Source organism: Reyranella sp., from assembly GCF_965279625.1.
Lineage (GTDB): Bacteria > Pseudomonadota > Alphaproteobacteria > Reyranellales > Reyranellaceae > Reyranella.
Genome location: NZ_OZ257251.1, coordinates 3,535,110 through 3,549,648, shown reverse-complemented (window position 1 = coordinate 3,549,648; position 14,539 = coordinate 3,535,110). Strand labels below are relative to the sequence as shown.

Annotated in this window: 11 protein-coding genes; 8 read left to right on the top strand and 3 right to left on the bottom strand. The window is 67.3% G+C overall.

Annotated elements, in window-relative coordinates; all coding sequences use genetic code 11:
- Nucleotides 1–6: 6 nt before the first annotated feature.
- Nucleotides 7–1,671 (bottom strand): SulP family inorganic anion transporter, encoded by a 1,665-nt coding sequence (locus tag ACQY78_RS17180; protein WP_428677019.1) that lies wholly within the window; start codon nucleotides 1,669–1,671, stop codon nucleotides 7–9.
- A 194-nt stretch (nucleotides 1,672–1,865) separates the two neighbouring features.
- Here ACQY78_RS17180 and ACQY78_RS17175 point away from each other — a divergent pair, with 194 nt between their 5' ends.
- The 3 genes from ACQY78_RS17175 (at nucleotide 1,866) to ACQY78_RS17165 (ending at nucleotide 4,769) form a co-directional block, all read left to right on the top strand.
- Nucleotides 1,866–2,855, top strand: coding sequence for a TRAP transporter substrate-binding protein (locus ACQY78_RS17175; protein ID WP_428677018.1), 990 nt, complete (start codon nucleotides 1,866–1,868; stop codon nucleotides 2,853–2,855).
- A gap of 82 nt (nucleotides 2,856–2,937) precedes the next feature.
- Entirely contained in the window at nucleotides 2,938–3,453 is a 516-nt protein-coding gene (locus ACQY78_RS17170) for a TRAP transporter small permease (protein ID WP_428677017.1), read from the top strand.
- Nucleotides 3,450–4,769: a TRAP transporter large permease gene (locus ACQY78_RS17165; RefSeq protein ID WP_428677015.1), complete on the top strand. Its 1,320-nt coding sequence runs from the start codon at nucleotides 3,450–3,452 to the stop codon at nucleotides 4,767–4,769. Before ACQY78_RS17170 ends, ACQY78_RS17165 begins: the two co-directional genes overlap by 4 nt.
- Before the next feature lie 9 nt (nucleotides 4,770–4,778).
- Here the strand turns inward: ACQY78_RS17165 and ACQY78_RS17160 are convergent, their stop codons facing one another.
- Nucleotides 4,779–6,302, bottom strand: coding sequence for an alpha/beta fold hydrolase (locus ACQY78_RS17160; protein ID WP_428677013.1), 1,524 nt, complete (start codon nucleotides 6,300–6,302; stop codon nucleotides 4,779–4,781).
- 106 nt (nucleotides 6,303–6,408) lie between these two features.
- On the opposite strand from ACQY78_RS17160, the gene ACQY78_RS17155 reads away from it, so the two are divergent.
- The 5 genes from ACQY78_RS17155 to ACQY78_RS17135 all read left to right on the top strand — a co-directional run bounded on the left by ACQY78_RS17155 (nucleotide 6,409) and on the right by ACQY78_RS17135 (nucleotide 13,012).
- Nucleotides 6,409–7,656, top strand: a complete 1,248-nt coding sequence (locus ACQY78_RS17155; protein WP_428677011.1) for an MFS transporter — start codon at nucleotides 6,409–6,411, stop codon at nucleotides 7,654–7,656.
- Nucleotides 7,653–7,802 (top strand): hypothetical protein, encoded by a 150-nt coding sequence (locus ACQY78_RS17150; protein ID WP_428677009.1) that lies wholly within the window; start codon nucleotides 7,653–7,655, stop codon nucleotides 7,800–7,802. Before ACQY78_RS17155 ends, ACQY78_RS17150 begins: the two co-directional genes overlap by 4 nt.
- A gap of 172 nt (nucleotides 7,803–7,974) precedes the next feature.
- The gene (locus ACQY78_RS17145) at nucleotides 7,975–8,097 is read left to right on the top strand and encodes a hypothetical protein (RefSeq protein ID WP_428677007.1); all 123 of its coding nucleotides are present in this window, start codon (nucleotides 7,975–7,977) and stop codon (nucleotides 8,095–8,097) included.
- 69 nt (nucleotides 8,098–8,166) lie between these two features.
- Nucleotides 8,167–12,093, top strand: a complete 3,927-nt coding sequence (locus ACQY78_RS17140) for a hypothetical protein (protein ID WP_428677006.1) — start codon at nucleotides 8,167–8,169, stop codon at nucleotides 12,091–12,093.
- A 1-nt stretch (nucleotide 12,094) separates the two neighbouring features.
- Complete coding sequence (locus tag ACQY78_RS17135) at nucleotides 12,095–13,012, top strand: hypothetical protein (RefSeq protein WP_428677004.1); 918 nt, start codon at nucleotides 12,095–12,097, stop codon at nucleotides 13,010–13,012.
- A 214-nt stretch (nucleotides 13,013–13,226) separates the two neighbouring features.
- Here ACQY78_RS17135 and hslU read toward each other — a convergent pair whose 3' ends face one another.
- Complete coding sequence (hslU, locus tag ACQY78_RS17130; protein WP_428677002.1) at nucleotides 13,227–14,537, bottom strand: ATP-dependent protease ATPase subunit HslU; 1,311 nt, start codon at nucleotides 14,535–14,537, stop codon at nucleotides 13,227–13,229.
- Between the last annotated feature and the right edge of the window lie 2 nt (nucleotides 14,538–14,539).

Here is a 14,539-nt window from a genome sequence, read left to right as displayed (position 1 = left end):
GCCATCCTACAGCAGATGTGCCTCGCGAACGGCATCGTCGACGGAGGGCCGGTAGCGGACCTGCGGTCGTCCGGCGCCGGCCCTCAGCAGCGCGTGGCGCACTGACGGCGTGGCACCCGTGATGTAGACACGGACGCCATGGCTCTGGGCCTTCCGGCCGACGCCGGCGATCACGTTGGCCGCCGTCGAATCGACGAAGGGCACGGCGCTGAAGTCGATGATGAAGGCCTTGTGCTGGTCGGCGATGTTGTCGAGCACGGCGCCCACGGTCGAGGCCGTGCCGAAGAAGAAGGCGCCGGACAGCCGGTAGACGATCACCCGCGGGTCGGTCACCAGGTCGGCGGCAAAGGGCGCGCGGGCGGGCTGCGCGACAACCCCCGCCGTGGCGGTCAGGCGCTGGATGAGCAGGATGACGCCCAGCGCCGTGCCGACCACGATGCCTTCCATCAGGTCGCGGAACACGGTGAGAAGGAAGGTCGACAGCAGCACGACCGCATCGCCGCGCGAGGAGCGCAGCAGGGTCACGAACTCATGCTTCTCGGCCATGTTCCAGGCGACCACAGCCAGCACGCCGGCCAGGGCGGCCAGGGGGATGTAGGCGGCGAGCGGCGCGGCCAGCAGCATGAAGCCCAGCAGGAACACTGAGTGGAGCATGCCGGCGACCGGTCCGCGCGCGCCGGCGCGCACGTTGGTCGCGGTGCGGGCGATGGTCCCGGTGGCGCAGATGCCGCCGAACAGCGCCGAGGCGATGTTGGCCACGCCCTGGGCCACCAGCTCGCAGTTCGAGCGGTGGCGGCGTCCCGTCATGCCGTCGGCCACCACGGCGGACAGCAGCGATTCGATGGCGCCCAGCAGCGCGAAGGAGAGCGCATCCGGCAACACGGCCAAGACCTTCCCCAGCGACATGTCGGGCAGGCTGGGGGCCGGCAGCATCGAGGGGATGCCGCCGAAACGGCTGCCGATCGTCTCGATCGGCAGACCCAACGCAAAGGTCGCGACCGAGGTGGCGACCACGGCCACCAGCATGCCCGGCCAGTGCGGGCGCAGCTTCTTGAGGCCGAGAATCACGCCGATGGTCAGGACGGCCAGGGTAACGGCGGCAGCGTTCACGGTGCCCGCCACGCCCGCCAGCGCTTCAAGCTTGGCGGCGAACTCTCCCGGCTCCTTGCCCGCCAGGGTGAGGCCGAACAGGTCCTTGATCTGACTCGCGAAGATGATGACGGCGATGCCGGTCGTGAATCCCACGGTGACCGGGTACGGGATGAACTTGACGAAGGTGCCAAGCCGGAGCGCCCCCGCCGCCACCAGGAAGACGCCGGCCATCATCGTGGCGAGCAGCATCCCCTCGATCCCGTGGCGCGCGACTGTCGCGGCGACCAGCACAATGAAGGCGCCGGCGGGACCGCCGACCTGGAACCGGCTTCCGCCCAGCGCCGAGATCAGGAAGCCGCCGACGATGGCCGTGTACAGCCCGCGTTCCGGCGTGGTGCCAGAGGCGATGGCAATGGCCATCGACAGCGGCAGCGCCACGATCGCCACCGTGAGGCCGGCAACCGCATCGGCCCGCAACGAAGCCAGCCCGTAGCCCTCGCGCAGAACCGACACGAGCTTCGGCACGAAGGGGCCGTTGAAGCTCGGGGGGAGGATCGGGGAAGGGAGACCGAGAGACATAATACAGGATATTTGTGTGTTATCATCATAACGAAGATCGCTCACCGGCACAACCCGACGCAAAGTCCAGACCAGCCTCCCGGAGAAAGACGGCTTGTTGTCTGACAACTCGGTCGCGCCCGATCCGAAACCCATGCATAGTCCGCGCAGGGTCCCGGTCTCAGAACCAAAACAGGATCTCCGGAGGAAACGACATGAAGCGCAGACTGCTGATGGGCGGTATCGCCGCCTCGACTCTCGCCGCCCCGTTCATCGCCAACGCCCAGGCGCCGCTGACGCTGAACGGCGCGGTCCAGTTCAACGACGACCATGCCTTCAACAAGACGCTGCTCAAGTTCGAGGAGTTGGTGAAGCAGTACTACGGCAAGCCGATCAACTTCGTGCTTCACCGCAATTCGTCGCTGGGATTGGAGAAGCAGTATTTCGAGTACATGGCGCAGGGCAAGGCGGTGGATTACGGCATCGTCTCGCCGGCCCACATGTCGACCTTCTCCAAGGCGGCACCGTTCATCGACGCGCCGTTCCTGTTCCGCGACCTCGCGCAATGGAACAAGGTGCTCGATCTCGACCTGCTGAAGCCGGTGGCCGACGAAATCGCGCAGAAGGCCGATGTCATGCTGGTCGGCTATGCCGGCGGCGGCGTACGCAACATCTTCGTCAACAAGCCGGTGAGCAACCTCGCCGAGATCAAGGGCCTCAAGGTCCGCGTCCAGGGCGCGCCGATCTGGTCCAAGACCTTCGCCGCGGCCGGCATGTCGCCGACGGTCATTGCCTACAACGAGGTCTACAACGCCATCCAGAACAACGTGATCTCGGCCGGCGAGAACGAGGCGGCGGGCGTCGAGTCGATGAAGTTCTACGAGGTGGCGCCCAATCTCGCGATGACCGAGCACGCCATCACCATCCGGCCGGTCTGCTTCGCGGGCAAGACCTTCAAGTCTCTCCCGAAGGACCTGCAGGACGCCGTCGTCAAGGCGGGCAAGGAGGCCGGCGCCTATGGCCGCCAGGTCGAAAGCTCCGAGGACGACCAGAAGCTGGCGGCGCTGGAGAAGGCCGGCAAGCTCAAGCGTATCCCGTTCAAGGATCGCGCCGAAATGAAGAAGCTGGTCGATCCGGTGATGGCTGCCTACGCCAAGGAGATCGGCGCCGACGGCATCTTCACACAGATCGTCGCGACCAACTGATCGGCATACGCAGCGGGGTCCCCAGGCTCCGCTGCGCCCTTCTCCCGGCCCACCGGTCGGCCTTCTCCTGAACGGATTCCCGATGCCCTCCTCTGTCTCTGCGCCTCCCGGCCTGTGGCGCCGGTTTACGGCCGCCTATGCCCAATTCCTGACCGGCCTGCTCGCTTTCTCCGTCGCCGTCATCATCATCCCCGTCACCCTGCAGATGATCTCGCGCTACACCGCGCTGATCCCGGCCTACATCTGGACCGAGGAGATGGCGCGCTTCCTGTTCATCTGGATGATCATGATCGGCGCCATGATCGGCGTGCGCGAAGCCTCGCACTTCGAGGTCGACGTGTGGCCGGCGCTGCCGAGACGCGGCGAGGCCGCGGTCCGGATCGCGTCGCGACTTGGCATCCTGGCCTTCGCCCTGGTGTTCGTGGTGGGCGGCATCGAATTCACGCGCTTTGCCTGGTACCGCACGTCCGAGTTGGCCGACCTGCCGCTCTGGATGATCCACATCGCCTGGCCGGTCGCCGCCGTCACCTGGATCATCTTCCTGGGCGAACAGTTCTACGACGAAGTCCGCATCCTGTTCGGCTGGAGCACGACATGACCGGCTCGCTGTTCTCTGCCGGCGAGGCCGCGTCGATCCTGTTCGGCTGTTTCTTCGTGCTGCTGGTGCTGCGTGTGCCGGTGGCCTTCGCGCTCGGCCTCGCCTGCCTGCCGCTCTTCTATCTCGAGCCGCGGCTCGGGACGATGATGCTCGCGCAGGAAACCTTCAACGCCTACAACTCCTTCATCCTGCTGGCCGTGCCGTTCTTCCTGCTCACGGCCAACCTGATGAGCGTCGGCGGCATCACCGACCGGCTGGTGGCGCTGTCGCGCGCCATCGTCGGCAGCTTTCCCGGCTCGCTGGCCCAAATCAACGTGGTCCTCTCGGTCTTCTTCGCCGGCATCTCGGGATCCTCGACCGCCGATGCGGCGAGCCAGAGCAAGATCTTCATCGATGCCCAGACGCGCGAGGGCTACGACCTCTCCTTCTCCATCGCCATCACTGCGGTTTCCGCCGTGCTGGCGGTGATCATTCCACCTTCGATCCTGATGATCGTGTGGGGCGGACTGATCTCGACTTCGATCGGCGCGCTCTATCTCGCCGGCGTGGTGCCCGGCCTGTTGATCGCCGGCGCGCAGATGGTCACGGTGCATGTCTATGCCGTGAAGCGCGGCTATCCGACCTATCCGCGCGGGACGTTCCGTCAGCTTCTCTGCTCGATCTGGGTGTCGATCCCGGCCTTGATGACGCCCGTCATCATCGTCGGCGGCATCCTGGCCGGCTGGTTCACCGCCACCGAATCGGCCTGCGTGGCGGTGCTCTACTCGGCTGTGCTGTCGATCGTGGTCTATCGCGAGATGGGAGCGAAGGAGCTCTACAGGGCGCTGGTCGACACCGGCAAGCTCGCCTCGGTGGCACTGTTCTGCATCGGTACCGCCTCGGCCTTCGGCTGGCTGCTGGCCTATTACAAGATCCCGCAGGAGCTGCTGGCCAACGTCACCACCTGGGGCATGGGGCCGATCGGCGTCGGCTTCTTCATCGCCTTCGTGTTCCTCGTGGTCGGCTGCTTCCTCGACGCGATCCCGGCGATCATCATCGTCGGTACGGTGCTGGAGCCGCTCGCCAAGTCGGTGTCGATGGACCCGGTGCATTTCGCCATCGTGTCGATCGTGTCGCTGGCCTTCGGACTCGTGACGCCGCCCTACGGTCTCTGCCTCATGATCTCCTGTGCCGTCGCGGGCGTGCCGCTGCGCTTCGCGCTGAAGGACACGCTGATCATGCTGGTGCCGATGGTCGTGGTGCTGGCGGCGATGATCGTGTGGCCCGACATCGCCCTCTTCCTGCCCCGCCTCATCGCGCCGGAGCTTCTGAAGTAGGCCGCAGGCTCACGGCATGTTGCGCACGCGGTCCCAGGCGGCGGTGAAGTTCGGGGCCTTGTCGGGACGGCAGGGCAGCGCCCGCTTCGGATTGGGATCGTCGATGAAGGCGTCGCGCAGGCGGGCGGCACAGGCATCCTGCACGACGACGCCGTGGCCCTGGGCCCGGAACACGACGTTGCGCGAGGCCGGCAGGGTCTTCGCGGCCTCGCGCGCCCAGGGAGGCGGCGTCAGCCAGTCGTAGCCGCCGCTCAGGAGCAGGGTCGGCACCTCGGATTTCACCGGCTGGCGTTCCGCGGCCGGCGCAGGCGTGACCCTCCAGACCGGACAGAAGGTCGGCGATTTGCTCGACCGGGCGTTCAGGCCGTAGACCCCGTTGCTCTCGATGGCCTTGCGCCGGGCCGTGCGGTCGACCATCGGCCAGGTCTCGCGGCATTCGACGCTGTTGTAGAGCCCGTCGAACTGCTGGGCGTTCTGCTCGAGCAATCCGCCGTCGTCGGTTTCGAGATCTTCGGCATAGAGCTTGAGCAGCCGCAGGTCGCCGCGCTGCGCGCCCGCCACGGTTTCGGGAATCGCGGCGACCTCGCCCTCCCGCATCATGTTCAGCAACACCATCAGCACCTGGGTGCCGTCGAGCCGCACGGGATGCGGGCCGTCCTCCAGCGTGAGCGCGAGTTCGATCGGCGTGCGTTCCGCCGCTTCGATCAGACCCTCGAGGGAGGCGCGCAGGGTCGGGTGGCGTTCGCGGCAGACGGCGTCGGCGGCGCAGTCGGCATAGAGCTGTTCAAAGGCGCGCCGCACGATCGCCGGTTCGTTCTGCTCGCCATTGACCTGGGGCGGATAGACGCCGTCGAGCACCGCCGCCCGCACCAGATCGGGATGCCGGCGCATCACCTCGAGCGCCCATCGGGTGCCGTAGGACACGCCGTAGATGTTGATCTTGGTCTGGCCCAGTGCCGCCGCGAGGTCGGCCACGTCGTCGGCCAGGGCCGGCGTCGCGTACATGCCGAGATCGATCTTGCGGCGTTCCAGCCCGGCCCGGCAGCGCGACAGGATTTCACGCTCCTGCTGCTCGGTCACCGCACGCCGGCGCGCCCGGCCCGGGTCGGAGGAGCGCGTGTCGAAACAGTCGAGATTCGGTGTCGACCCGCCGGCGCCGCGCTGGCTCAGGATGACGACGTCGCGGCGGCGGCGAATGGCGGCCGTCTCGTTCCACCAGTCGCCCTCGCTCAGCGCATCCGCACCCGGCGTCGAGGCGACCAGCGGCGAATCGCCGGGGCCGCCCGAGAGGTAGATCATCGGCTCGACGCCGGCGGTGCGCTTGGCCTTGAGGATCGCCACCTTCAGCTTGATCTCGCGGCCCTGAGGCTGCTCGCGATTCTCCAGCACCGTCAGGACGAAGCATTCGACCCTGTCGCCGCGCGGCGGCTTGAAGGTGCAGCGCTCACGTTCCAGTCGCGGCGTCGCCTGGGCGCTTCCTGCCAAAAGCATCAGGAATGCTGCCAAGCCGCACAGGAACCTCAGTCGCACCATGGATATCTTCTGCCACATCCAAGCTTGTGACGGCATGAAGTAATTCTATGGAAACCATAAGGCAGGACGTCTTGCCAGTTGGGGCATGCCGCCTCAGGTTGCGGCCATGACCCAACGCTCCTATTGGACCGCCGTCTGGTGCGGCTTCCTCGTCCTCACCATCGGCCTTGGCGTCCGCCAGAGCTTCGGCATCTTCCTGAAGCCGATCTCGGCCGAACTCCATGTCGGCCGCGAACTCTTCTCTTTCGGCACCGCGCTGTCGATGCTGCTGATGGGCGCCATCGCGCCCTTCTCGGGCCGGTTGGCCGACCGGTTCGGCTCCGCACCGACCATCGCCGGCGGCGGCGCGATCTATGTCCTGGGCATGATCGTCACCGCCACGATGCACGACGGCTTGATGCTGATCGTGGGCAACGTGCTGGTCGGCATCGGCCTGTCGGCGGCGACTTTCGGGCCGGTCCTGGGCGTCATCCTGCGCGTGGCCCCGCCCGCCAAGCAGGCGCTGGCGGTGGGCATCTGTTCGGCCGGCGGCTCGTTCGGCCAGTTCTTCATCGTGCCGCTGGCCGCCGTGCTGCAGAACTATTTCGGCGACTGGCGCCCGACCATGTGGGCCCTGACCATTCTGGCCCTGCTCATCATGGTGCTGCCGATCGGCCTCAACGACCGCAAGGAGATCGCGGCCTCCAAGCGCGGCAGCGGCGGCAGCCAGACCACCGGCGCGGCGCTGTCCGAGGCCTTCGCGCAGCGCAGCTTCGTGCTGCTGGTGGTCGGCTACTTCGTCTGCGGCTTCCATGTCGCCTTCGTGGGCGGCCATCTGCCCGCCTACATCTCCGACAAGGGGATCGGCCTGTCGCTGTTCAGCATCAACCTGTCTCCGGCCGAACTCGGCGGCTGGGCGATCGGCATGGTCGGCCTGTTCAACATCGCCGGCGCCATCCTGTGGAGCTCGATGGGCAACCGGTTCAAGCGCAAGAACCTCTTGTCGACGCTCTACCTGCTGCGTTCGCTGGTCTTCCTGGGCTTCGTGATCGCGCCGCTGTCGGCCGCCTCGGTGCTGATCTTCGCCGCGGCACTGGGCTTCCTGTGGCTCGGCACGGTGCCGCTCACCACCTCGCTGGTCGGCTACATCTTCGGGCCGGTGCACGTCACCATGCTGAACGGCATCGTCTTCTTCGGCCACCAGGTCGGCAGCTTCTTCGGCGGCTGGGGCGGCGGACGGCTGTTCGACCTGCAGGGCAACTACGACATGATGTGGTGGATCTCGATCGCACTCGGCCTGGTCTCGGCCGCGCTGCACTACCCGATCGTCGAGGAGCGGCTGATCCGTCCGGCGGCGATCCCGCAGCCGGCATGACGGACGGCCCGACCACCAGTTGGCGTCCCGTGCTGCTGTGGGGGCTGGCCAGCCTGGTCGCGGCCGCGACGGTCGTGTCGTTCGTCCTGTGGGGCCTGAATGGCCCCGCCTATCTCGTCGACCTCATCGCAGCCTATTGCCTGTAGCATTTGCCTCCCCATCGGACTGGGGAGGTATTCCTTGAGCAGGCCTCGCCCTCCGGCATGCGCCATGCAAATACCAAGGGGTCATGGCCCGGTTCCAGGGGGTGCGACACTGGCTTCGATTATTTCGTTTATTTCGTTTGTTTCGTTTATGCGACCTGACGACGTCATCGGAATGCAGAGTCGGAGCGAGCCCGCGATCGAGGGAGAGGCGGCCGCGACGGTCGTGTCCTTCGTTCTGTGGGGGCTGAACGGTCCTGCATATCTCGTGCACCTCATCGCGGCCTATTGCCTGTGATCGGGAGCAGCTAACCTCACGCCGTGCGCAGCGTTCGACGCTGATGCCGCGGGCGGGGGAGCGCGACGAATGCCGACAGCACGACTGGACCAGAACGTCTTTGCCGCGGGCGGGACGGTCGCCACCGATTGGGCGCAGGCCGGGGGCAGTGCCCAGGTCACCATCGCCGCCGGCGCGCAGGTCAATCGGGGCATCAATTTCGAACTCGGCATCTCCGCCCTCGCCAATGTCGATGCCGGCGTGGGCAGATTCCTGAGCGCCGAACTCTCGGGTCAGGCGAGTGCCACGGCTTCGGTGGCGGCGCAGATCCAGGTGCCGATGAACCTGTTCGGCGAGATCGGCTTCGCCGTTCGCCTGCAGGCCATCGCCGAGCTGGCGGCCGCGGTCCAGGTCAGCCTCGGCCTGAAGGTCGGCGACTTCCTCGAACTGGCCGGTTCCGATTCCAACATGCGCGGCCTGCCCGTCGAGCTTCTGCGAGTGTTCCTGTCGGAGATCGACATCAAGGCCGGCCTCTATGCGAAGGCGGCCTTGACCGCGCAGGCCTATGCCCAGCTGGTCGTCACGGGCACGGCGATCGCCCAGCCCTCGCGCAACATCAAACCCGGCTTCAACATCGTGGCCGGGATGGGCGTCGGCCTGAAGGCCGGCGCCGGCTTCCGCGTCTTTGCCGCGATGGAGTTCGCCGACTTCAGCCGCTTCGTCGGCCGCTCGGTCGACGTGCTGGTGGACGGCGCCTGCCGCGAAGCGGCCGCCGGCCTTCCCGCAGCCGACGCGACCTCGCGGGCGCTTCTGCAGGCGGCACGGCCGGCCTTCAAGATGGCCTTGCGCACCGCCTACGAGCTGGGCGAGTTCATCGCCGTCAACGCGCCGCAAGCCAATGCGGCGGGCGCGGAACAGGTCGCGCTGCGCTGCGCCCAGGTCGCCCTGGAGGAGGGTCAGCGCTTCCTGCTCGAAGGCCTGACCGATGCCGCGCTGCAGGCGTTGCGGACGGCGATGCTGGGCTGGATGGCGCCACCACTCAACGCCCGCTGGCGCGCGGCCCGCAGCCTGCGCCGCGCCCTGTCGGATCATCTCGACGGCTTCCCGGCCGAGCCCTTCGATGGCACGCCCGCGACGGAAGCCTATTGGACGACGCTGGTCACCCGCATCGTCGATCTCGCGACCGCGATGGCCGGCGGCACACTCGACCAGCCGACGCAGCGCTTCGTCGCCGTGCTGTGGTCGGCCGCGCAGCTCGCCCTCGTCGCCGCCCGACGCGTGACCCGGGCCGATGCTTCGCTCAGCGTCATCGGCCTGCCGCCGCGCCAGGTCCATGCGCCGTTCCAGGGCAACCTCTCCGTCCAGCCGCCCCAGGTCGTCCGCGATCATATTCGGGCGTCGCTCGCCGCCGCGCCGACGGGCGCGCTGCAGCTCGGCCATCTGGTCGAGTTCCTCACCGCCGATGCGGCGCTCGATTTCCTGCGCCAGCAGAACCCGGGGGTGGATCGCTTCCTCGGCGCCATGACCGGCCCGCTGGGCACCCTGGCCAACGACGTCGCCCGCACGTTCCTGCGCAACATCGGCAGCGCCGTCGTTGCCGGTGGACGGCCCGACGCGCAGGCCACGCTGGAAGCCATCGCCGTATCCCTGCGCAGCTTCGTCGGCACACAGATCCACCAGGAGCTGGCTCCGGTATTGCGCGCAAATCTCCTGTCGCGCCCCGACGTGAAGACCTATTTCGATGAGGTCTTCCTGCCGACCACCGACTTCACGCTCGATACCGTATTCGGCGCCGCCCTCGACTGGAGCCGGCGCGGCGCGGACCGGGAGCGTCTCAAGGAAGCGCTCTCGGGAATCCTGATGAAGCTGGTCGGCCGCAGCCTGGTGGCGACCGCCGACATCATGGTCACCGAGGCGCAGCGCCAGATGCAGGGCATCCTCAACGGCCTCGCCGACAATGTCGGCGCGCCCAACGGCATCGTCCGCCAGCTCTCGCGCGCGGCGAACCTGCCGGTGCCCGTGAGCGAGATCGCCGAACTCACCGCCGATGCACTGCGCATCGGCGCCGAGGTGCTGGGGCCGCTGACTGACAGCCAGCGCGCGAAGATCCGCTCGCTCATGTATCGGGTCATCGATCCGGTGCCGGTCGATGCTGGCGCCTCCTTCATGCGCCAGCTGGCCGACAGCGCCTTCCTGCCCAATGGCGAAGCGATGATGGAACTGGCCACCGAGCTGGGATCGATCGGTGGCGAGCGCTTCCTGCAGTTCGTCATCAGGCTGGTCGAGTTGATCGGCCGAAAGATACTCGAGGAGTTCTCGGCCGTCATCGACGCGGCGCGGGCGCAGATCCAGCAATGGTACGAAGACACGCAGCGTGCGCTCGACGAGCTGCAGCAGCAGATTGGCCGACTGGCGGCGGAGATCGAGCGCCTGGCCAACCAGGTCGCGCGCGACTTCGACCGGGCGATCGACGATCTCCTGGGCGCGCTGGCGCCGCTCGCCACGCGCGCGGGCCGTCGCACCTTCAAGGCCCGGCTCGCCGACCAGGTGATCGACGACGCATTCGCCATCCTCGACGACAACTATGTCTATCGCACGCTGGCGCCGGCCCCCGTGCGCGGGGCGATCCGGGCGGCCGCACGCAGCGCCGTCGAGAACGCGCTCGACAACGACGTCCTCGACGGCGTGCTCGATATCGTGGGCGAGGTCGCCGAGGAGGTCGATTCGCTGTTGGACGATATCCGCGACCTCGATCCCCGGCACGATCTCGCCGAGCAGATCGGCAACCTGCTGCTGAACCGGCTGACCGACGCGATATATGACAATCTCGGCCGCGATCCCCACATCAACGTGGGATTCGACTTCACCGTGCTCGGCACGCGCCACCGGCTCCTGCTGGGCCGCATCGACGTGCCGATCGACGCGGTGGTCGACGCTCTGCGAGCGGCGATCCGCCAGCTCGACGCCTTCGAGGACGCGGTGCGCGATGCCGCGGCCGCCCTCGCCACGGCCTTCACGCACGAGGCGCGCCTGCAAGCCGCCGAGACCGAGCGCACCGGAAAGACCGCATCGCAGGCACGGCTCGGCGCCCAGCGCCAGGCGGTGGAGGCAGCGCCCCGCAGCGTCAGAATCCTGTCGCCCACCAGCGGCAGCGCCGCAGCCGGCCGGACACGCCTGCGTATCGAGATCGAGGGCCTGTCGCGCTCAGCCGTCGAGGACCAGGATGATCGCCCGTCGGTCGTCTGCGTCTTCCTCAACGGACGGGAACTGCCGCTCTCGTCCTTCACCCTGACCGAGACCGGCACGGTGCTGGCGCCGTCTCTGAAGCCCGTCCCCGGCATCTACGACGCGCGCCAGGAACTCGACCTGCGACCCCATTGGACCGCGATTCGCACTCCCGCCAAGCCGGGGAAGGGCGCGGCGAGGAAGGCCGCCGCTCAACTGGCGGTGATCGCATCGAAGCGCACCCCGACTCGTCCGGTCGCCACCCCCGGCGGCACACCGCTCGCACCGCTCAAGGGCAAGGCCGCGCCGTTAGGCCAGGCGCTCGCCAAGCGCGCGGAGCGGCGCTTCGGCAGGCCGCTCACCGTGACGCAGATCGGACGCCTCGTCGGCCAGACGACCGGCGGTGTCGTGCTGTCGTGCCTGCTGGACGGCAGCGCGCTCGAGGAAGGTCTCAACACGCTGGTCGTGGCGGTCGTGCTGCCGGGCGGCGGACGCCTCGAAGCATCCTGCACCTTTTTCGGCGAGACGGTTGCGACGCCGCCGTCGAGACCCAAACCCACGGTGCCGAAGCCGGGTTCGGTTCGACTTCCCGGCGTGAGACCGGTGAAGTCGGCCGACCTGGTGCCGCAAAAGATCGCGGACAAGTTCGTGCTGCCGCCGAAGAAGGACCGGCTGCAATCGATTGCCGCGCAGAAGAAGGCAATCGAGCAGCGGGGACTCGCGAAGCGCAAGGCACTGCGCGACGGGCTGGGCGTCACGCTGGCGCAGCAACTCAAGCCGGGGAAGCGCTGACATGGGGATCATCGACAGCATCAAGGAGCTTCTGGGTCGAGACGATCCGCCGGTGATCCCCCGCGAGCAACGGCGCGGCAACGCGAAGGCGGCCATCGAAGCCTGGCTGCGCATGGAGACCACGACCCAGTACCGGCTGCCGCCCGACAGGTTCGCCGAGCGCCTGCGCACGCTGGTCGATTCGCCCCACGAGTTGCGGCAGGGCCAGTACAGCTGGTGTCTGCCGGCTGCCTTCCTGCAGTCGGTCCTTGGTCGGTTTCCCGACCTGGTCGCGCAGTTCGGCATGGATCTCTACGCCACGGGCGAAGGCAGCCTCGGCGACATCGAGGTCACGCTGACGGACGCCTTCCGTGCCTTCAACTATCCCGATTTCATTCGATCGGACACGGCGCTGTCGCAACGGCATCGCGACCTGTATCTGGCCTCCCACGCGGATTGGATCCTGCTGGGAGCCGTTCAGGACGCCACGACCCTCTATCCGATGACCGGATCGCTTCGGGATCCCGTCAGCTTTTCGACCAGCACACTGGCCGACCTGTTGGACGATTGCGGCCTCTACGAGGACGTGACGACGCTATCGTCGACCGACAAGAGAAACCGACAGAAGCTCATTGAGACGCTGGAGAAGAGCCGCACGCAGGACATCCTGCTGGTCGGGGAAATGACGCGCTTCGGTATCGATTCCACGATACGGCACGCCGTGCGCCTGGTTGCGCCCCCGACCTTCACGGCCCCCTCAGGCGGCGGAACGCCGACCGATCAGGAGGAGATGACGTTCCAGTTCTGGAGTTGGGGCTTCCAGCCGTCAGCCGCCGAAGGCCTGCCCTTCGACGCCGCGCAGAATGCCTTCACCCATTCCCTGACACGTCGCCAGTTCGCCGCCCTCGAAATCATCGTCGCCGAGCCGAAGCCGCTTTAGGCGACTCTTACCTCCGCGTTCAAATGGGGAGGTGGCGCGCTCTTAGCGCGACGGAGGGGTCAGATGTGGTCGTTCCTCCTTCGGCGCTCTCGGACATTGCGAGCTTAGCGGCTTGTAACCAAGCCGCAGCCTGTCGCTCAACGGGCCGAGCTTTGCTCGGCCCATGACCCTCCGGCCCTGCGGGCCACCTCCCCATTTGAATGGGGAGGGATTCTTAGAGGACGAACTTCGAGAGATCGGCGTTCTTCGCCAGCTCGCTCACATGCGTGCGGACGTAGGCCGCGTCGATTTCGATCTTCGTGTTCGGCTTGTCGGAGGCGGTGAAGCTGATTTCTTCCAGCAGCTTCTCCATCACCGTGTGCAGCCGGCGCGCGCCGATGTTCTCGACCGTCTCGTTGATGTCGGCCGACAGCCGCGCCAGCTCGTCGATCGCGTCCGACGTGAAGTCGAGCTCGACCTTCTCGGTCGCCATCAGAGCCTTGTACTGCTTGACCAGGCTGGCTTCCGGCTCGGTCAGGATGCGGCGGAAATCCTCCTGGCTGAGCGAGGCCAGGCTGACACGGATCGGCAGGCGGCCCTGCAGCTCCGGCAGCATGTCCGACGGCTTGGCGAGGTGGAAGGCGCCGGAGCAGATGAACAGCACGTGGTCGGTCTTCACCGGCCCGTGCTTGGTGTTCACCGTCGTGCCCTCGATCAGCGGCAGCAGGTCGCGCTGAACGCCCTCGCGGCTCACGTCGCCGCCGCCGCGGTATTCGCTGCGCGCCGTGATCTTGTCGATCTCGTCGATGAAGACGATGCCGTTCTGCTCGACCATGTCGCGCGCCTCGCGCACGACGCGCTCCTGGTCGAGGAGCTTGTCGCTCTCCTCGCGCAGCAGCGTCTGGTGGCTCTCGCTCACGGTCATCTTGCGCTTCTTGGTGCGGCCGCCGAACGCCTTGCCCAGCATGTCGCCGATATTGATCATGCCGACCGACGCGCCGGGCTGGCCCGGCACCTCGAACTGCATGGGCCCGCCCGAATCGGCAACCTCGATCTCGATCTCGCGATCGTTCAGCTCGCCGGCCCGCAGCTTGTGGCGGAAGCGCAGCCGCGTCTCCTCGCTGGCATTGGGACCGCAGATCGCATCCAGCACGCGGTCCTCCGCGGCCATCTCGGCCTTGGCCTTCACGTCCTTGCGCAGGCTCTCGCGCGCCATCTCGATGGCGGCTTCCATCAGGTCGCGCGCGATCTGTTCGACGTCGCGGCCGACATAGCCGACCTCGGTGAACTTGGTCGCCTCGACCTTGAGGAACGGCGCGTTGGTGAGCTTGGCCAGGCGGCGCGCGATCTCGGTCTTGCCGACGCCGGTCGGGCCGATCATCAGGATGTTCTTGGGCAGCACCTCGTCGCGCAGCGAATCGGAAAGCTGCAGGCGGCGCCAGCGGTTGCGCAGCGCAATGGCGACGGCGCGCTTGGCCTCCTGCTGGCCGACGATGTGCTTGTCGAGTTCGGAAACGATCTCGCGCGGGGAAAAGTCGTTACTCATGG

Coding starts and splice junctions, on each gene's coding strand:
- ACQY78_RS17140 (WP_428677006.1), top strand. CDS start 8,167: ATGCCGACAGCACGACTGGACCAGAACGTCTTTGCCGCGGGCGGGACG.
- ACQY78_RS17145 (WP_428677007.1), top strand. CDS start 7,975: ATGCAGAGTCGGAGCGAGCCCGCGATCGAGGGAGAGGCGGCCGCGACG.
- ACQY78_RS17155 (WP_428677011.1), top strand. CDS start 6,409: ATGACCCAACGCTCCTATTGGACCGCCGTCTGGTGCGGCTTCCTCGTC.
- ACQY78_RS17150 (WP_428677009.1), top strand. CDS start 7,653: ATGACGGACGGCCCGACCACCAGTTGGCGTCCCGTGCTGCTGTGGGGG.
- ACQY78_RS17160 (WP_428677013.1), bottom strand. CDS start 6,302: ATGGTGCGACTGAGGTTCCTGTGCGGCTTGGCAGCATTCCTGATGCTT.
- hslU (WP_428677002.1), bottom strand. CDS start 14,537: ATGAGTAACGACTTTTCCCCGCGCGAGATCGTTTCCGAACTCGACAAG.
- ACQY78_RS17170 (WP_428677017.1), top strand. CDS start 2,938: ATGCCCTCCTCTGTCTCTGCGCCTCCCGGCCTGTGGCGCCGGTTTACG.
- ACQY78_RS17175 (WP_428677018.1), top strand. CDS start 1,866: ATGAAGCGCAGACTGCTGATGGGCGGTATCGCCGCCTCGACTCTCGCC.
- ACQY78_RS17165 (WP_428677015.1), top strand. CDS start 3,450: ATGACCGGCTCGCTGTTCTCTGCCGGCGAGGCCGCGTCGATCCTGTTC.
- ACQY78_RS17135 (WP_428677004.1), top strand. CDS start 12,095: ATGGGGATCATCGACAGCATCAAGGAGCTTCTGGGTCGAGACGATCCG.
- ACQY78_RS17180 (WP_428677019.1), bottom strand. CDS start 1,671: ATGTCTCTCGGTCTCCCTTCCCCGATCCTCCCCCCGAGCTTCAACGGC.